The sequence below is a fragment of the Rhodococcus sp. 66b genome (assembly GCF_002076325.1).
GTDB lineage: Bacteria > Actinomycetota > Actinomycetes > Mycobacteriales > Mycobacteriaceae > Rhodococcus_F > Rhodococcus_F erythropolis.
Genome location: NZ_MUZB01000010.1, coordinates 1 through 17,312, shown reverse-complemented (window position 1 = coordinate 17,312; position 17,312 = coordinate 1). Strand labels below are relative to the sequence as shown.

Below are 17,312 nucleotides of genomic sequence, written 5' to 3'. Positions count from 1 at the left end.
CTCGATTGTCTTGGGCGTTAACATCGACAGATGCTCACTCGAGTCGATCTGACGATGGATTGCACAGACCCCGACCGCTTGGCTACGTTTTGGAAGATAGCCGCTGGATACGTCGATGAGCCACCACCGCAGCCTTTTTCGACCCGGGAGGAGTGGCTGGCCACTTTCGACGACGAAGGCGACGGGATGGGCGGCGCTTGGTTGCACCACCCGCTCGGAGTGGCTCCCCGACTCTGTCTACTACAGGTTCCTGAATCCAAGGTCGCCAAGAACCGATTGCATCTCGATCTCCGGGTATCCGGAGACGGGACCCCAGTTGAGAAGTGGGCGACAATCCTTCGCGAGGTCGAACGACTACTACGCGCGGGCGCCTCAGAATTGGAAAGATTCGAAGGTCACCATGTGAGCATGGCCGACCCAGAGGGCAACGAATTCTGCGTGGCGTGATTCACCCGCCTGCCCGAGATTCTCACGAGAAGGCCTGGCAGTCCGGGTGATTGCCGGGATAGGGCAGAACCTCCTCGAGGGCGAGCCCTATGGCAAAGGCCGTGTGGTCGTCGTACGGCCGCGTAACTATCTGTGTACCGGTAGGGATTCCGTTCCGAGCGAAACCGGTGGGGATTGTCAGCACCGGGCAGTTGCTCAGGATGTTGAAGGTGATGGCCGGTACGGCCTCGAGATAGAATCCCAATTCTGTTCCAGCCACATTGATTCCGTGCCCGACGTAGTCGACGCCGGCAAGAAAGCCATCGGTCACCACTGCCGGAGTGATCAACGCGTCATAGGTGTCGAACAGGGATCCGATCGAGGAATACAGTTCGGCTTCGATCGCGAGTCCGTCGAGGAAAGTCGCGTCACCACGGGTGCGGCGTGCCCATCGCGCGAATTCCTTCGCGTACTCCGTGACCTTGTCGGGGTGCGCGGACGCTTCGGCGGAGATCGATGCACCGAACACGTGATCGTAGTGAATGGCGGCCGCACGCATGATTGCAGCGCGTGACAGGTCGACTTCGATGATCTCCGTGCGTGCGCCCAGCGCAGTGAGGGTGTCCACCAACTTGGCGGTGTTGGCGGCAACGTCCGGATCAACCGGCCAGTCACCCAACGCCGGGATCACGGCGATACGCATTCCTGTCAACGAATGCGTTGCGAGGCCGGGCAGCGGCGATGCCGGCACATGCGAGGCAATGTCAGCGGAAGTCGGTCCCGCGATGACCGACTGCAGTGTGAGGCAATCACTTACGGTGCGAGCCATCGGACCGCAGTGGCAGTAGCGATCGAGATTGAAGGGCGGATCGACGGGGACACGGCCGTGCGGTGGCTTGAACCCGACAATTCCGTTGAGAGACGACGGAGTTCGGATCGATCCTGCAACATCGGAACCGGTAGCCAAGTGCGTCATACCGGTGGCAAGTGCGACTGCCGATCCACCGGAAGACCCGCCGGAGGAGTATTTCGTGTTCCACGGATTGCGAGTGACGCCCCACAACTCGGACTGTGTGAACGCGGCCGAGGAGAATTCCGGGGCCGTCGATCGCGCGTGGACAATGGCACCGGCGTCGACGATCCGCTGCACGAAAGTCGAAGTGTGGGTGGCGATCAAGTCCTCATAGACCTTGGACCCTTGAGTCCACGGTTGGCCTTGCACCGGTTCATCCTCTTTCACCACAACCGGAACACCGGCGAGCGGAAGGCTGACATCCGAACCGCGGGCGTAGTGGCGTTCCGCTGACTTCGCTTGTACCCGTGCAGTATCGAAGAAAGTGTGTCCCACTGCATTCAAGGTCGGGTTGAGCGCCTCGATACGTTCGATGGTGGACTCGAGCACCTCCACCGGAGACAGCGATTTGTCCCGGTAGCGTTCGAGCATCTCGGTCACATCCATGAATGTCGAAACGGGTGTCTGGCGCATATCTGTTGTCCTGCCTCTATGAAGGTTTCGTGTAGACGGCTAGGTTGTCAGTTCGTGCTTTGCCACGACGGGATTGCGGAATGTGGCGAGCAGCATTGCGAGAGTGGCGATTCCCGCGGCTATCCAGAAGACCGTTTCGGAACCGGAGTGGTCATGAATGCGTCCACCCGCGAACGCGCCGAGGGCGATGCTTGCATTGAAGACTGCAACCCACAGAGCCGCAGCGGCCTCTCGGTGAACGGGGGCTGCTTGTGCGATCCATGTTTGAGTACTCACCGATACACCACCGTAGAAGAGGCCCCAAGCCGCCATGAACAGAGCAGCTGTGATCAAGGTGCTAGCCGAGATCGGGAACAGGGCAAGGGTGATCGCTACTCCCGCGCTGAGGATGACGACCACAGTCTTCGGCGACTTGGTGGCAGATGGCCCGGCTATGAAGTTGCCTACAACGCCCAGAGCCCCGTAGATCAAGAGCATCGTGCCGATCTGCGCAGGGTGCAATCCTGCGAAGAACTCCAGCCCCGGACGCACATAGGTGTACGCCGCGAAATGAGCGGTGACGATGAGCGCGGTAATCGCGATTCCGACCCGGACTCCCGGGTTCCGAAAAGCCACCACGAGACTGCCGAGCGACAAAGCTTGATCAGCTGGCATCACGGGTAGGACAGCGAACATGGCGAGCGCGATCAGCGTCGCGGCGCAGCTGAGAGTCCAGAATGCCACGCTCCACCCGGCCGCTGCTCCGATATACGTCCCCGCAGGGACACCGAGAACTGAGGCAACCGCGATTCCGCTGAAGATGATCGTGGTCGCCAACCCGACGGATCTGGAACCCACCAATTTGGGTGCCAGGCTAGCGGCGAGTGCCCAGACTCCGCCCATGCTCACACCGAGTAGGACGCGAGCAACAGCGAGGACAGCGAAGCTTGGTGCGAGAGCCGTGAGGGCGTTCGCCGCGGCGACTACAAGCATCAGAACGATAAGCGTCGACCGACGATCGAAGCGCCGGGTCACGATGGGCACGAACGGGGCAGTGGCCGCTGCCACCAATCCGGTAATGGCCAGTGAGAGCCCGATGGTCCCTTCGCTTTCCACCAGGTCAGCACCGATCGGGGTGAGTAGCCCGACCGGCATCATCTCTGCCGCGACAACGATGAAGGTGGACGCTGCGATCAGGGCGACCGCAGCCCAGTGGTTCTCGATGGTGTGTGCGTGGGTTGAGGACGTGGGCGCGGGGCTGTTCTGCCCGGGCGCGGAATGTGGCATGTAACCAGAGAAGCTCCCGCACGCCCAAGGATCAACGGCGATTCGCTCATCCAACCATTAGCTCAATTCATCGATGAGCCATGATGGAGTGGTCGAATGAGTCGAGGGTCGGAGTGAAAATGTCGGAGCCTCCGATGCGTGAGATCGAGTGTTTCCTCGTTCTCGCTGAAGAACTGCACTTCGGTCGCACCGGCGAACGACTGTTCATCTCCCAGGGCCGAGTCAGTCAGCTGATCAGCGGGTTGGAGCGTCGTATCGGCACCAGCCTGGTGGCGCGCACCAGTCGCCGCGTACACCTGACTGAATTCGGCGCCGAATTTCTTGCGTCGTTGGCTCCCGCGCATCGTGCGCTTGTCGGAGTAATCGAGGACGCTCAGTCACGAGCACGCAACATGCCGACGCCGCTTCGGGTGGGTTTCCAAGGAGCAATTTACGATTCGATCGCGGCTGCTGTCTCTCGCTTCGAGATACAACATCCGCAAACTTGCGTGACCATCAAAGAATTACCCCTGGGTGATCCGTTCAGTGATGTACTCGCCGGGCGAATCGATGCGGCAGTGGCACTTCTCCCCGTAGATGAGCCCGAGCTGACAACCGGGCTCGTCTTTTCTCGACAGCCCCAGACCCTGGCCGTCTCAGTCCATCACCCGTTCAGTGAACTGGGCGTGATCGACGCCGAGCAGTTGGCGCAGATCTGTCTGGTACCCATCACCGGCCCAGCCCCCGACTATTGGCAGCGTGTGAATTCCCCGAGCACGACGCCGGGCGGAGCCACGATTCCCACGCAGGGCGGGGCGAGCACCGTTCAGGAAGGCCTGTCGCAGGTCGCATTCAGTCAGGTCGGCCTCATCCTGTGCGCAGCAACCGCTACATACAGCCAGCGCTCGGACATCACATTCGTACCGATCAACGGATTACCCGAATCTGCTTTGGGCCTCGTGTGGCGTACCGATCTCGAAAGCCCACGACTCCGCGCTTTCGCGAAAGCGATCGAGGAAGCACACACCTGTTCCGCCTGACGGCGATCAGCCAAGTCGCGGAAGGACTCCGGGACGTGGGGATGCATCGCGTGTGGGATGATCGCGCCATGTCTGCGATCACCGACTACTTCACCGCGCGCACGGATGAGCACGCCACCTCCGCCCTCGAGGGACTCGTCGACTTGGAACCAGCGGTGATCGAGGCGAACGATGCCTCTCGCCCGCGGATTCAGTTGGCTGCGGATGGGACTTCAGTTCTGCAGGCGAAAGGCGTCGATCCAGTTGTCGCGCTCGGCCGACTGGAAGCAGCCCTCACCGCTCGCCCCTACAACGAGGTCGCCAAAGGTCCACGCTGCGGGAAACTCGTCGCAATGAGCGACGACGGCGACACCCTCGTGCTCACGGTTACCGACGAATTACGTGATGCACTAGCGGAATTGAACGCTGAAGGCGTCGCCGCCGCTGCGGCGGCCTGGGCAATCGACGAGACGAGTGAACCGTCGGAGGACTCAGTGCCGTTCCTGACCGCCTTCGCCGAACTAGCGACCAGAGCTGTGGCTCAGGGCGAACGGATGTACGGCTACGTCGTCATCTGAGCTTTGCGACTCCGCCGACCTGATTGGAAGGCTGTTCGTCTTCGACAACTCCAGATCTGACCGTCACCCCGGGATCTGCATGGCCAGATCGTTGCGGTCGAAGTCGGAGAACTGCTGGGTGTCAGTGCAGTATCCACAGCTCGCTCCGAAGAACTCGGTGCGGGCGTTCGGATCGTCGAGTAGCCAGTACCGCAGCCACGCCGTGCTCGGCCCGCGCATATCGCCGCCGTTGATCGCCGTACCGAAGTGCGTGGCACCGCGCAGTTCCAGATACTCGGCAGGCACGTGGTCTGCGTCCTCGTACATCGCCCGCACGATCGCCGGCCAAACGATTGCGTCGGCCTGGCCGGCCAGATAGAGAACCGGCTCGTCGATGAGATCGACATCATTGAGCGGGCCTGGCTGGATCGCGACGGCGGTGTCGACGCGGTCGTCGATCGCCGCGTTGATCGCCGCAGACCCACCCTGCGAGTGCCCCACCGCACCAATGTGTTCCAGGTCGACTTTGCCGAAGAAGACGCTCGACGGGCTGGCCGCCTTGTCCGCGATGAGGTCGATTCCCGACCGCATGGTGATGGCGAAGTTACTTGCCGGGGTATTGGCGGCGACCACGATGAATCCGTGGCTGGCGTAGTGGCGCAACAAGGAGGTGTACGCACCGGGGAGCACCCCGGTCCCGTTCCCCCAGATCACAACAGGGTGCTTCTCGCCGCGCGCGCCGAGCTGGCGCGGGTAGTACAGAGTGTGCACCAGCCCGATCGAGACATTCGGCGTGTACGGCCCTGCACTCGCCCAATCGTGCCCGACGCTCGGGATGCCGGGCGCATCGGCAGCCGCTGTTCCGGTTGCGCCCGTGAGTCCTAGCGTCGCGCACAACGCAACCGCCGCTGCAGCATTCACGAAATGTTTCAGAGACTTTCGCATGAAAGTCAACCTTTCGAAGTTGATTCGGAGTGACGTGTATTACATATTCACGGGAAGGCAACCCGTCGGCTTTGTCCCAGGAAACGGACTATCCCAGAAGTGTTGTGTCTGTGGACAAAAATCATCGTTCTCGGTGGACGCCCGGCCGACGCGAATACGCAAAGTCCCAGAGAGATCGACTCCGCCTACAGCTTCCGCGCCGATTGCTCGGCACACAGCCGTAGGAAATGTTCGACGACCTGCGTGTTCTGGCCGTCCTTTGCCACGGCTGCGATCTTCCGTGGCGGCAGTTCGAGTATCTCGCCCACAGTGCAGCCGCGTTCGGATGCTCGCTCGGCACTGGAGAGTTCGAGGATGACAGCACCGATCCCTTCGTATGCGAAATCCGCGAAGGCATCGCGATGCTGTGACCTCATCACGAAGGCATGGTCGATTCGCGGTTCGATCGAACGCAGATGGCGATAGACATCGGAAGTTTCGAACCGCGGTGCGACGACCAAGCCGATACGCATGAGGTCGTCGCCGATGAATACCCCGTCGACCGGTGGCGGGGTGCCGGGCGGGCAGACAAGGCGCAACTTGTGGTCCGGAAGGCGCACCATTCGAGTCCCGGGAACGCCGGTGGGCGGCGACTCCATTATTGCCACGTCAGCGGTGCCGGCCATGACCGGGTGAATCGCATCGGCCACAGATGACCCCGGCGGAACCGAGATGGTGATTCTCAGGTTCGGCACCTCCGTGCGCAGCGCTCCGAGCAGCACCGCTGTGGGATCGTCCGCAAGGCTCGCTGTCGTGGCAACACTGAGGTGGGGGACTGCTGACAGTAAGAACTCGCGCTCGACCACTAATCGGTCGAGCGCGGCCAGCGCTTCGCGTGCTGGATCGATGAGATTCCGTCCGCGCGCAGTCAGCGTCGCGCCGGCCCGGCCCCGATTGAAAAGCCGTCCTCCGACGCGTCTTTCGAGTCGCGCAATTGATTGAGAGACGCTCGATGTTCCTGTGAACTGGTTTGCCGCTGCTGCCGTGATACTGCCGTGTTCGACGACCGCGAGGAAGTCTTGTAGCTGCCGCGGATCGATTCGCGGGGGCGCGGACTCTCCGAAGTTGCTCATCCGGCGTTCCCCATTCCACCTTCGTCACGTAATCGGCTGGTCGTCTCGATAAACGCTTGTGCCGCAGGCGATGGCGTCGAACCGTGGAACATCCAGATATCACGAGTGAGCGGGGGCCGAGTACGACACAGCACCACACCTTCTCCGACTGTATCGGCGACAGATTCGGGAAGAAAGGCGACGCCGACTCCCGCGCGTACAAGTGGGATCATCGAGGCCACAGAGATAGTCTCCGCAACCACCGCCCCGTCCACAGTGCCTTCGCCCAGGCGTTCCGCCAACAGTCGCCGAGTGACATCGTCACGCGGGCTGGTGATCAATCCGATTCGCAACAGATCCGTCAACGCCGCTACCCCCTCGCCTTCACTTCGTGCGGCGGGCACCAGCGCAACGATTCGTTGCCGGCCGAGAAGGATACGTTCAACACCCTCGTCGAACACCTCGTCCACCCCGAGGCCGATATCAGCCTGACCCGAGGCGACCACCTTTCCGATTCCGTCGGTGTCGTTGCTGAGCATCGTCACCGCAACATTGGGAAACTTGCTTTTGAACGCACCGAGGGCCGTGGCCGCCGGATCACGCGCCAATGTTCGCGGACATACGACCGTCAGCCGACCCCGCTGCACGACGTTCAATGGATGCAAAGCGTGATCCAAATCCCGGTATGCCCGAAGTACTTGGGCCGCCGGACCTGTGAGATCGCGTCCAGCGTCGGTCAGGGTGACTCCCCGAGAGCCACGGCGGACGAGCGTCAGGCCGCACTCTTTCTCCATTCTGGCGAGAGCCTCCGAGATTGTCGGCTGGCTGACCCCCAGTCCGCGAGCAGCAGCGGAAATGCTGCCCCGATCAGCAAGGGCGAGAAAGTATTCCAGATGACGCCGGTCCATTGGGATTCCCTTCTCATGGAAGTCCGCGTGCGCGCCCGATTCTGCGCCCGTCAGCCATAGGTAAACCCTATGGCATACCTCTCGAATGTGGCGTAGACGGGAAGAAGAATCCCGTGATCTGCTTCACATATGAATGCAGTGAGCAACAACCCGGGGAGCTTCGACCAGACGCACCCGTCTGCTTTTGTCGAGCACCTATCGCCGCCTGTGAGCACTACGGAGAAGGCGCCGAAATGACCGAAACCATCACCGCCAGTTCGCCATCCGGCGCTACGTCACCCCGTTCCGCGAGGCGGGCACGCTCTGAGCCGAAGCCCGCTCGACAGCGTCGATCCGGTACACGACGCACCATCGGGGTGCGACTGGCCCAGGCCGCACTGCTTCTGGTCCTACTCGGAGCGTGGCAGCTCGTCGCATCGCAAGGTTGGATCGAGCCAGTTCTGGCCAAAACGCCAGGCGAAGCCTGGAACTACTTCACCGCAGCAGTGCAGTCGGGGGAGATTTCGACGAACTTGCGTGCCACGATGACTGCCGTCGTGATCGCGTGGATCCTCGCAAGCGCAGTCGGGGTGGCGGTAGGGCTCTCCCTCGGGCTGCTTCCGACCCTCGAACGCATCATGAGTCCGTTTCTGGATGCGGCGAATGCCATGCCACGTCTTGCGCTGGCACCTCTGCTTATCGTCATCTTCGGGATCACGATGACGGCGAAGGTCGCTCTCGCGTTCACACTCGTATTCTTCATCGTCTGCTCGAGTGCACGAGCCGGTGTGAAGTCAGTGGACGACGAATGGCTCCGACTTTCCACTGTCCTGAATGCCAGTAAGACACAGGTGTTCTGGCACATTCTCCTCCCCGTCGCGACACCTGGCATTTTTGCCGGTCTTCGGTTGGGGCTGATCTATTCACTGCTTGGCGTCGTGGGTTCTGAACTGATCTCGTCACGGGACGGGCTGGGCCAGCTTGTGTCGATCTACTCGGCCCAGTTCCGGATGGAAGCGGTCTACGCGATCCTCATACTTCTCGCAATCGTCGCAGTCGTCCTCAACCAGGCCATGAACTTCGCCGAGCGCTACCTCCTTCGGTGGCAGCCACCGGCTCGACGTTGACAGGAATCATCATGGATACCAACGTGATTACACCCGCAGTCCAACTCGACGGACTGACGATATCCTTCTCCTCGCCCGACGGGTCGGCGAAAACTGTGGTCGATAATCTCGACCTCACAATCCCTCGCGGACAGTTCGTGAGCCTGGTCGGCAGGAGTGGTTGCGGCAAGACCACCCTGCTCAACGCGCTCGCTGGATTGGTGGACGCAACAGAAGGGAAGACCGAGGTCCTCGGCACAACGCCATTCGACGCTCGTTCTCGGATGGGCTTCATGATGGCCCGAGATGCGCTGTTCCCGTGGCGAACAGCGCAGAAGAACGTGGAGTACGGTCTCGAATTGAGGGGAGTACCCAAGGCCGAGAGACGAACTCAATCCGCGCGCTGGCTTGCGGCCGTTCAAATGTCCGAGGCGTCACGGCTGTGGACTTGGCAACTCTCCCAAGGGATGCGCCAGCGTGTCGCGTTAGCCCGAACGTGGGCTCTGGATCCGGACATCTTGTTGATGGACGAACCGTTTGCCGCCCTCGATGCGCAGACCCGAGTCGAAGTACAGCGAGAATTCCTCGAGCTTTGGCAATCCCAGGTAGGCCGGACGGTCATCTTCGTAACCCACGACCTCGGCGAAGCCATCTGTCTCTCCGACCGCGTTCTGCTGCTCGGGGCCGGCCGGGTGATCGACGACGTCTCCATTGACATCGAACGCCCCCGCGAACTCGAAACCCTCACCGCCGAACCTCGATACATCGAAATCTTCAACCGGCTGCGTGGTCAGCTCGACCACTGATGTGCGCAGCCAACTCCGCTTGATTACTGATGTGCCCAGCCAACTCAGCTTGATTTCTGATGCGCCCAGCGATCAAGGAACAGGAATCCCATGAAACTTCGACCTTTTGTCGGCACAGTCATTGCAGCGTCCCTACTGCTTTCCGCGTGTGGAGGGGGAGGGCGTCCGAACGACGGTAGCGTCGCCATCGGGGTCTACCCTGCGAGTGCTTTGTCCCTACCTGTCTACGTCGCCGTCCAACAAGGAATGTTCGACAAGGAAGGCCTCCACGTCGAGCTCATCGACGGAAAGAACGGGCCCGAACTCATCAGCGGTCTCATCGGCGGTACAACCGATCTCGCGGTCGGTGCACCCGGAACCGTCGTGCCGGCCATAGAGCAAGGGCAGAGTCTGCGGCCACTGTCCCCGTACGGGTCGATCGATCTTGCCATCGCCGTGACGAAAGACAGCGGCATCACCACCATCGAGGATTTGCCCGGCAAGCGGATCGCCATACCGTCACGTGGCGGCGCAGCCGAGCAATTCGTTAATCAGCTTCTCGCAGAACGAAACATCGACGCATCCACGGTGCAATTCATCGCAGCGGCACCCACCGCGAGTCAGATACCACTCGCACGAAAGGGCGACATAGATGCCGCCGTTCTCACCGCTGCCAGCCAAGCCGTATTCGATGCTCAAGGAATACCGATGACGGCGATTACCGAAGTAGACCCGGTGGCCTCTGACGGCGTGAGTTCATACGGCCTGGGCACAGTGCTCGTCACGACAGCCACATTCGCTGAATCCGATGCTGCTGCCCCCGTGTGTGCGGCGCTCGAGGCCGCAGCAGGGTGGATAGCCGATCCTGCAAACGAGCAAGCAGGAGCTCAACTTCTCACCGAGCGAATGAATGTTCCTGCTGACAAAGCCAACCAGGTGTGGGCTTCACAGAAGAGCCTCTGGCCTGTGCAGATTTCGGCCGACCGATGGACCCAGAACGTCAGATGGGTGAACAACCAGACCTCGGGCAAGTCCGACGCAGACGTTCCTTTCGACCCCCTCTGCTGACCAACGCCCCATACACAATCCAGTTCGTCTACTACGAAAGAGAAGAAACGATGACACAACTCGCTGACCAGTCAACACAATCCGAGTCCCAGCACGATCGCCGGCAGCTCACCGAGGCTTGGTCTGCAGTCACCGACAGCCTTGCGACATTCGGTTCGACAGCTGCCGCCACAGGATCGCCGCTGGACAGCGCCGAAGGTGTACGGCACGCACTTCGCCTGTTCGGATACCTCGCCGAGATGAATATCGAACGCCAAGACGTGCTCCGACCTGAACTCTTCACTCTGATGTCACCGATGCGAAAGTTCTGGGGAGACGGCATCGACGTCGACTACTGGACTGCGATGATCGACCCCAACGAGACATACCGTATTCACGGTAACCGTGGCACAGTGCCGTACGTCGCCGTTCTCGCCAATCGTGTCGGCGCGTCTGGGACCGACCGGGTCGCCGACAACATCGTCATCGACGACAAGGTGTGTGACGCGGACGGCAACTTCGAGATCTTCGTCGCACAAGAGCTGGAGGGGCGCAGCGGCATTCGGCTGGATGAGCGCTGCTTCGACGTTGTAGTGCGTGTGTATCACAAGACGCGTAACACGGAGATCGATCCCGTTCTCCACATCGAGCGCCTCGGTCCGCCGCCTGGTGCACGCCCCGATCTCGACACGGCGTGGCTGGCCCAGCGCCTCACGAAACTTGCTCGTGGCATGGACGTGAGCCTTCGACGCAGTCTTCAGCTCATCGAAACACTCAGTCAGTCTCCCAACGAGATTCGCGTGACCTCGGAGCAACGAGGGTGGGGAGACTTCTACGGCACCAGCTCCAACCAATACATTGCCGGCTGGTGGTCACTGAAAGACGCTACTGCCGTGGATATTACATTTACTCTCCCGCACTGCACCTACTTCGGAGTGATGCTGTACAACCACTGGTTCGAGTCCTTCGAGTACCGCGACCACACCGTCAACCTCAACGACGCACACTTCGAGCGCAATGACGATGGAACCGTGACAATCCGAATCGGGGGAGCAGAAGGTGACAGAAATCGATTGAACCCCTGCAACCACACCGAAGGCATCCTGTTGGCGCGCTGCCTGGAGCCCGCTGAGGATGTCACTTCGCCTCATGTGGAGATCATTCGATGACCGACGAAGTAGACCTGCCGTTGGCAGGTGTCCGAGTAGTGGAGATCGGTCAACTGATCGCAATACCCAGCGCCGGGCAGCAGTTGTCCGATCTCGGCGCCGAGGTCATCAAACTCGAGCCCCCTGGCGGTGAACCGGCCCGACAAATCGACGCCGATTACGCACGCGGCATCTTCTACGGGTACAACCGTGGAAAGCGTTCAATCTGCCTCGACCTCAAAGACTCCGCCGATCTGCAGCGAGCTCGGGATTTGATCGCGTCGAGCGACATTCTGCTGCACAATCTGCGCCCGGGAACGCTTGATCGACTGGGATTCTCCTCTGCCGAACTCCACCGTCTGCGACCGGAAATCATCAGCGTATCGGTGAGCGGGTACGGGGCGGAGGGCCCGTCCGCCACCCGCGCCGGGCTCGACATCGCTGCGCAAGCAGAGAGCGGACTGATGTCGGTGACGGGTGAGGCGGATGGCCCGCCACAGCGTGTGGGCGCACCGGTCATAGACCATGCAACGAGCTACGTCGTCGCCCAAGCGGTACTGGCAGCGCTACTGCGGCGCGATCGCACCGGCAAGGGCTCCTCCGTCCGAGTTTCCCTGCTCGACGTCGCAATCCACTTGCAGACCGCCAACTGGATCGAGTGGCAAGTATCAGGAAAGGCTATGAGCCGCAAAGGAAACGGACAACCAAGCGTCGCACCTGCCGCAGACGTCTTTCGTGCCGTCGATGGTGAGCTGGTGATCAGCGGCTACCAACCGCGAGCCTGGATCGAACTGTGCAAGGCGATCGACTTACCAGAGTTGGCCGACGACCCGCGGTTCTCTACCAACACACTGCGCGTGGAAAACCGTGCCGACCTCGTCGCCACGATCGAGAAGCAGCTGTGCCACCGCAGCGCCGCTGAGGCGGTAGAGCATCTCACCGCAGCCGGAGTGGTTGCAGCGCTTGTGCGTGACTACGACCAGGTAATCTGCGCCGACGATGTGATTGCGAACCGTACCTTCATCCCCGGCACCAACGAACGTGGCGAGCAATATTTGACGCCTGCCATGCCCTATCGCGCCGAACCTCCGATGGCACGAACTGATCCCTCGCAGGTCCCGGCCTTGAACGAGTGGGCGGCGTCGATGGGCTGAATGCGTCACTCTGGCCGAAAACCACTTGGCAACAACGTAACTGACAAACCGATATCCATGCATCATCGAGGAGATGTCCAGTGCTGACAACCGCATTTACCGAGACGTTCGGAGTTCGTCACCCCATCGTCCAGGGCGGCATGCAGTGGGTGGGGAGAGCAGAACTCGTAGCGGCAGTTGCAAACGCCGGCGCGCTCGGCATGCTCACTGCTCTGACACAGCCGACGCCTGACGATCTTGCCCGAGAGATTTCCCGCACGCGCGAGCTCACCGACCAACCGTTCGGAGTCAATCTCACAATCCTCCCGACGATCACACCTCCGCCTTACGATGAGTATCGCAACGTGATCATCGACTGCGGAGTGAAAGTCGTCGAGACAGCCGGATCTTCTCCCGCACCCCATCTGCCGCACTTTCACGCCGCCGGCATCAAGGTCCTCCACAAGTGCACCAGCGTCCGCCACGCGGTCAAAGCCCAGGCCCTCGGCGTCGACGGCATCAGCATCGACGGGTTCGAATGCGCCGGGCATCCAGGGGAAGACGACGTACCTGGTCTCGTTCTCATCGCTGCAGCAGCAGAGCGGATCAGCATTCCCATGATCGCGTCCGGTGGATTTGCCGATGCGCGGGGATTAGTGGCCGCCCTGGCGCTTGGCGCCGACGGCATCAACATGGGCACTCGGTTCATGTGTACCGAGGAGTCCCCGATTCACCGCAACATCAAAGAGGCGATAGTTGCTGCCTCCGAGGTGGACACCGAGCTGATTTTCAGGTCACTGCGCAATACCGCTCGCGTAGCACGCAACAGCATCAGCCAAGAAGTTGTCGAAATTCTCTCCAGTGGTGGCAAATTCGAAGACGTTCGACATCTTGTTGCCGGTGCGCGAGGCAGAGCGGTGTTCGACAGCGGCGACCCGGAGGCTGGCATCTGGACGGCGGGGACTGTGCAAGGACTGATTCACGACGTCCCCACTGTGGGTGAATTGGTGGAACGTATTGTCGCAGAGTCCGAAGCACTGATTGCCGGACGGCTTACCGGCCTCCTGGATCCTGTAAGCGCCTGAGGCTGTCCGAACCCGCTGAGCGCTACAGTCGGCCAGTCCTTCGCGCATGATCGCTGCCGTTGCGCTCGCCGACCCGCATGCCGCCGATACCTCGTCCTCGATGCGTCGTGCGGTGACGGTGAGCTCTTCCGGATCGCCTCGCGGCTTGTCATCGCGCTCGATCGTTTCGGGTGCATCCGGACGATCATTGACGTCAGGACGAGGAAAGCGCAGGGCGGAGCCGACGAGACGAATGTTTCGAGCTTCTGCCCATCCGGCGCCCCGAAGAAGTAGCTCACGGCCCGCCGGCGCCGACATCCGCGTTCAAAGGACCTATCGTCCTTCAAGTTTCGCGGCATCCAAGGTGTCGATGAGAGTTCGGTCTGCACCGGCAGGGATTAAGGCGTCCCGAATCTATTGCGGGCCTGCAGCATTGCATCAACTGAGGGCCGCCTCGCGTCCTTGGATGGCTGAGACGACAAGATTGCTCTTGGGCAAACTCGTTCCGGAATCTACGGCGTCGACCCATGCGCTTGTTGTTGCGACGGCAGCGAAGTTCGAATGCAAAAGAATCATGAGGGTCTCGTGCAGGGACTGCGCCGATACCTGACCTGCTTCGTTGGCCAGATGGATCGCACCGCTGGCATCTGACAAAATCTCGGCGGCGAACCCGAGAGCTTCCGCTTCCACGGCGGTGCCGAGGTCGCAATTGTTGGTCATGTACCCGACGATCGTGATGGTGTCGATGTCTTTCGCGTGCAGCCAATCGGCTGTATCGGTGCCGGCGAAGACGCTCGCGTACTGCTTGTGGATGCGCTTGGTTTCCGGATCGAGGTGATCCTCGAGCGCTGGGTGAAGTGACCATCCGGGCGTACCTTCGACAAAGACCGGGGCGGCCTCGGGCATCCGATGTTGCACGACGACGACGGGAAGGTCATTCGCGCGAGCGACCTTGACGGCGCTGAGGATGTTGGCCAATGACTCCTCACGCGGCGGGTACTGGATCTGCAGTGGACCGTCGAAGTATTCCTGCTGTACGTCGACGACGATAAGGGCACGGCGAGGTGTAGGCACTTTCATCACTCCTGGAAGGTCGGTCGGGTTCGGTTTCGTATCGGCGATCCTGACGGTTGTCTTCCATTGTTCGGTAGGTGTCTATGCATCCGTGAGTGGCACGGGTGCATACTTTCGATGACTTTGCGCCATGATGTGGAAGAGACCAAATGCGAATCGCCGTCTATGCGTTCGACAGCATCACGATGTTTCATCTCGCAGCGCCGTTGATGGTGTTCGGTGAGGTGGGCAGGCTCGGGCTCGCACCTGACTGGGAAACCAGGTTGTGGTCCGATCGCGCGGGCGCGGTTCGGACCGTCGAGGGATACTCGGTCGGCGATGTGGCGGGACCGCGGACACTCGATTGGGCCGACATCGTGATCATCCCTTCCTGGCCGCTACCACTTTCACCGATCAGCGAGTCATTGCGAGCCAAGCTGTGCCGGGCGCACGCTCGCGGCACCCCGATCGTGGGGTTGTGTCTCGGCGCTTTTGCCGTCGCCGACGCCGGACTCCTCCATGGTCGCTCGGCCGTCACGCACTGGGAGATGATGCCCGCGCTCGCTAAAAACCATCCAAGTATCCGCTTGGACGAGTCGGTGCTCTATATCGACCACGGCGACGTGATGACGTCCGCGGGGACGGTGTCGTCGGTCGATGCTTGTCTGCACCTTGTGCGCAAGCACCTCGGATCCGCAGTTGCCACCCGCGTGGCGAGAAACCTGGTCGTCGCGCCGCATCGAGAGGGTGGTCAGGCCCAGTACATCGAGAGACCGCTTGCGGAACCTGCGGGCGACACAGCTGTTGCAGACGTGCTGGAATGGGCGCTCGGACGCCTGGACGAGCCGCTGTCTGTCGACCGCCTCGCAGGTCAGGCGCGGATGAGTCGACGAAACTTCATACGGCAGTTCCGTCTTGTCACGGGAACCACTCCGGCACGCTGGATTCTCCAGCAACGACTGAGCGAGGCGCGAGTTCTCCTGGAGACGACCGGTTGGAGCATTGACGCAATTGCGCTGGCGTGTGGGTTCGGAAGCACGGTGACCTTTCGACAGAACTTCACATCCGCGTTTGCGACCGCACCTTCCGCCTACCGGAAGCAGTTCGCTGACCACTCCCACAACGATCGCGTCGGAGAAACCGCGACGTCCGTTGGTTCAGGAGGGCGAATACGGAGGGGTTGATGCGCCGCGCGCCCTAGATACGACCGATTCGCTTGCCCTCACTATGTGAAGCAGCAGGCCAGCTCTCTGCCCTTAGCGAGCGGCCCGCTCCAGCCACATACGTCGGGAGTACGTGTACTTGAACCGCTCTTGGACTAATACGAAGCCGGACGCCCGCCCAAAAATGCCTCGACGCTCTGTTCGAATTCCATCGCACGTATCGCGTCGCTTCAATGTCACCAACGGGTGAGTTGACGCACGCACAGCTCTTTCCACTCGTACTGACGATCTGGCGCGCGCTGCTAGACGATGCGGTGAACCCGGACGGGATCATGCACCTATCGGATAATCTCAAGCTTGGAGCACTGGCGAAGCATGTTGAGAGCGTGGGCGTCGCCCTAGTTTCGGTAGGAGTTTCTCGCATTCGCTTTGGCGATCCCGTGTTGACCGTTTGGCGTATCCCAGGATTGCCGTTTCGGGTTGTCCGGCATCGAGTGCGAGGCAGTCCACCGAGAGTTGAGGCCCGGGATGAGCGTCTGGCCGGCCCACTTCACCCTTGTCGCCTCCCGAAGCTGGTGATCATCTCACTTCGGTGTCGCACCGAACGATGGTGCCAGTTGTGTGGCAATAGGGTTCAGGTTGAGCTTGTCCGGGTCCACCTTGGGCTTGTCGTCCCAAGGCTGGGGGGTATTCGGGTCCGCGAATACGACGCGGTTGGCGCTCCGAACCCCCGTTTCACTGCCTTGCGGCGCCAGGCAGCTGGCCGCGACGTTGACCGGGAAGTCCTGCTGAGTGTCATCGAAGTTCGGGTCTTTGCGCTTCATCTCGTCGAGGATCGCCATAGTCCCTTCGTATCCGACCGTGCAGGGGAACGGCGCATTGGTCTCGAGGACAAGTCCCTGACGTTGAGACGGTCCGTCTGCCTCAATGGCGGACGGTATTCCGGCGGCGAGGCCGGGCATGAAGATCAGAAGGGGTTGCAGTGCAATGGTTCGTGGCGCCAATGTTCGTGCTGTGGAAGCAAGGTTGCTCAGGTCTGTCGTCAGACTCGGACCCCCGTCACGGACGAGAGCCCCGACCTGTTCGCTGGCCGGTATGCCGTTGTCGATCACGCGTCGGATGTCGGGGTCGCTGGTGCGCAATTGCGCAGCCAGTGC

The 17,312-nt window shown here is 61.1% G+C and carries 16 protein-coding genes and 1 pseudogene; 10 read left to right on the top strand and 7 right to left on the bottom strand.

Annotation, left to right across the window (positions count from 1 at the left end):
- Positions 1-30: 30 nt before the first annotated feature.
- A complete protein-coding gene (locus tag B0E55_RS19205) occupies positions 31-447 on the top strand; it encodes a VOC family protein (protein WP_020909695.1) in 417 nt (138 codons plus the stop codon).
- A gap of 22 nt (positions 448-469) precedes the next feature.
- On the opposite strand, the gene B0E55_RS19200 is transcribed toward B0E55_RS19205, so the two are convergent.
- Together B0E55_RS19200 and B0E55_RS19195 are read right to left on the bottom strand one after the other, a co-directional pair.
- Entirely contained in the window at positions 470-1,912 is a 1,443-nt protein-coding gene (locus B0E55_RS19200) for an amidase (RefSeq protein ID WP_020909696.1), read from the bottom strand.
- Positions 1,913-1,951: 39 nt separating this feature from the next.
- Positions 1,952-3,178 (bottom strand): MFS transporter, encoded by a 1,227-nt coding sequence (locus tag B0E55_RS19195; protein WP_080910232.1) that lies wholly within the window; start codon positions 3,176-3,178, stop codon positions 1,952-1,954.
- Positions 3,179-3,297: 119 nt separating this feature from the next.
- On the opposite strand from B0E55_RS19195, the gene B0E55_RS19190 reads away from it, so the two are divergent.
- Positions 3,298-4,197, top strand: coding sequence for a LysR family transcriptional regulator (locus B0E55_RS19190; protein WP_080910231.1), 900 nt, complete (start codon positions 3,298-3,300; stop codon positions 4,195-4,197).
- Positions 4,198-4,265: 68 nt separating this feature from the next.
- Positions 4,266-4,754, top strand: a complete 489-nt coding sequence (locus tag B0E55_RS19185; protein ID WP_070796002.1) for a hypothetical protein — start codon at positions 4,266-4,268, stop codon at positions 4,752-4,754.
- A 63-nt stretch (positions 4,755-4,817) separates the two neighbouring features.
- Here the strand turns inward: B0E55_RS19185 and B0E55_RS19180 are convergent, their stop codons facing one another.
- From B0E55_RS19180 to B0E55_RS19170, 3 genes are all read right to left on the bottom strand, one after another.
- Complete coding sequence (locus B0E55_RS19180; RefSeq protein WP_007735589.1) at positions 4,818-5,678, bottom strand: alpha/beta hydrolase family protein; 861 nt, start codon at positions 5,676-5,678, stop codon at positions 4,818-4,820.
- Between the two features lie 185 nt (positions 5,679-5,863).
- The gene (locus tag B0E55_RS19175; protein ID WP_020971334.1) at positions 5,864-6,790 is read right to left on the bottom strand and encodes a LysR family transcriptional regulator; all 927 of its coding nucleotides are present in this window, start codon (positions 6,788-6,790) and stop codon (positions 5,864-5,866) included.
- The gene (locus B0E55_RS19170; protein ID WP_080910230.1) at positions 6,787-7,677 is read right to left on the bottom strand and encodes a LysR family transcriptional regulator; all 891 of its coding nucleotides are present in this window, start codon (positions 7,675-7,677) and stop codon (positions 6,787-6,789) included. The genes B0E55_RS19175 and B0E55_RS19170 overlap by 4 nt, the downstream gene beginning before the upstream one ends.
- Positions 7,678-7,910: 233 nt before the next feature.
- On the opposite strand from B0E55_RS19170, the gene B0E55_RS19165 reads away from it, so the two are divergent.
- From B0E55_RS19165 to B0E55_RS19140, 6 genes are all read left to right on the top strand, one after another.
- Positions 7,911-8,783 carry an ABC transporter permease gene (locus tag B0E55_RS19165; RefSeq protein ID WP_020909703.1) on the top strand — a complete coding sequence of 291 codons (873 nt, stop codon included), beginning with the start codon at positions 7,911-7,913 and terminating at the stop codon, positions 8,781-8,783.
- 11 nt (positions 8,784-8,794) lie between these two features.
- Positions 8,795-9,568, top strand: coding sequence for an ABC transporter ATP-binding protein (locus tag B0E55_RS19160; protein ID WP_225989415.1), 774 nt, complete (start codon positions 8,795-8,797; stop codon positions 9,566-9,568).
- A 90-nt stretch (positions 9,569-9,658) separates the two neighbouring features.
- Positions 9,659-10,615 (top strand): ABC transporter substrate-binding protein, encoded by a 957-nt coding sequence (locus tag B0E55_RS19155; RefSeq protein ID WP_080910228.1) that lies wholly within the window; start codon positions 9,659-9,661, stop codon positions 10,613-10,615.
- A gap of 50 nt (positions 10,616-10,665) precedes the next feature.
- The gene (locus B0E55_RS19150) at positions 10,666-11,763 is read left to right on the top strand and encodes a hypothetical protein (protein WP_080910227.1); all 1,098 of its coding nucleotides are present in this window, start codon (positions 10,666-10,668) and stop codon (positions 11,761-11,763) included.
- Positions 11,760-12,896, top strand: a complete 1,137-nt coding sequence (locus B0E55_RS19145; protein ID WP_080910226.1) for a CaiB/BaiF CoA transferase family protein — start codon at positions 11,760-11,762, stop codon at positions 12,894-12,896. Before B0E55_RS19150 ends, B0E55_RS19145 begins: the two co-directional genes overlap by 4 nt.
- 80 nt (positions 12,897-12,976) lie before the next feature.
- Positions 12,977-13,960, top strand: coding sequence for an NAD(P)H-dependent flavin oxidoreductase (locus B0E55_RS19140; RefSeq protein WP_021346084.1), 984 nt, complete (start codon positions 12,977-12,979; stop codon positions 13,958-13,960).
- 417 nt (positions 13,961-14,377) lie between these two features.
- On the opposite strand, the gene B0E55_RS19135 is transcribed toward B0E55_RS19140, so the two are convergent.
- A complete protein-coding gene (locus B0E55_RS19135) occupies positions 14,378-15,013 on the bottom strand; it encodes an isochorismatase family protein (RefSeq protein ID WP_174531781.1) in 636 nt (211 codons plus the stop codon).
- Between the two features lie 149 nt (positions 15,014-15,162).
- Here B0E55_RS19135 and B0E55_RS19130 point away from each other — a divergent pair, with 149 nt between their 5' ends.
- Positions 15,163-16,176 (top strand): GlxA family transcriptional regulator, encoded by a 1,014-nt coding sequence (locus B0E55_RS19130; protein WP_021346086.1) that lies wholly within the window; start codon positions 15,163-15,165, stop codon positions 16,174-16,176.
- Positions 16,177-16,739: 563 nt separating this feature from the next.
- Here B0E55_RS19130 and B0E55_RS19125 read toward each other — a convergent pair.
- Positions 16,740-17,312, bottom strand: a pseudogene (locus B0E55_RS19125) (mammalian cell entry protein); the annotation flags it as partial.

Bases quoted from the DNA above. Each gene is read 5' to 3' on its own strand.
- B0E55_RS19205 (WP_020909695.1), top strand. From the start codon at position 31: ATGCTCACTCGAGTCGATCTGACGATGGATTGCACAGACCCCGACCGC.
- B0E55_RS19160 (WP_225989415.1), top strand. From the start codon at position 8,795: ATGGATACCAACGTGATTACACCCGCAGTCCAACTCGACGGACTGACG.
- B0E55_RS19195 (WP_080910232.1), bottom strand. From the start codon at position 3,178: ATGCCACATTCCGCGCCCGGGCAGAACAGCCCCGCGCCCACGTCCTCA.
- B0E55_RS19145 (WP_080910226.1), top strand. From the start codon at position 11,760: ATGACCGACGAAGTAGACCTGCCGTTGGCAGGTGTCCGAGTAGTGGAG.
- B0E55_RS19130 (WP_021346086.1), top strand. From the start codon at position 15,163: ATGCGAATCGCCGTCTATGCGTTCGACAGCATCACGATGTTTCATCTC.
- B0E55_RS19155 (WP_080910228.1), top strand. From the start codon at position 9,659: ATGAAACTTCGACCTTTTGTCGGCACAGTCATTGCAGCGTCCCTACTG.
- B0E55_RS19165 (WP_020909703.1), top strand. From the start codon at position 7,911: ATGACCGAAACCATCACCGCCAGTTCGCCATCCGGCGCTACGTCACCC.
- B0E55_RS19170 (WP_080910230.1), bottom strand. From the start codon at position 7,677: ATGGACCGGCGTCATCTGGAATACTTTCTCGCCCTTGCTGATCGGGGC.
- B0E55_RS19185 (WP_070796002.1), top strand. From the start codon at position 4,266: ATGTCTGCGATCACCGACTACTTCACCGCGCGCACGGATGAGCACGCC.
- B0E55_RS19175 (WP_020971334.1), bottom strand. From the start codon at position 6,790: ATGAGCAACTTCGGAGAGTCCGCGCCCCCGCGAATCGATCCGCGGCAG.
- B0E55_RS19200 (WP_020909696.1), bottom strand. From the start codon at position 1,912: ATGCGCCAGACACCCGTTTCGACATTCATGGATGTGACCGAGATGCTC.
- B0E55_RS19180 (WP_007735589.1), bottom strand. From the start codon at position 5,678: ATGCGAAAGTCTCTGAAACATTTCGTGAATGCTGCAGCGGCGGTTGCG.
- B0E55_RS19150 (WP_080910227.1), top strand. From the start codon at position 10,666: ATGACACAACTCGCTGACCAGTCAACACAATCCGAGTCCCAGCACGAT.
- B0E55_RS19190 (WP_080910231.1), top strand. From the start codon at position 3,298: ATGTCGGAGCCTCCGATGCGTGAGATCGAGTGTTTCCTCGTTCTCGCT.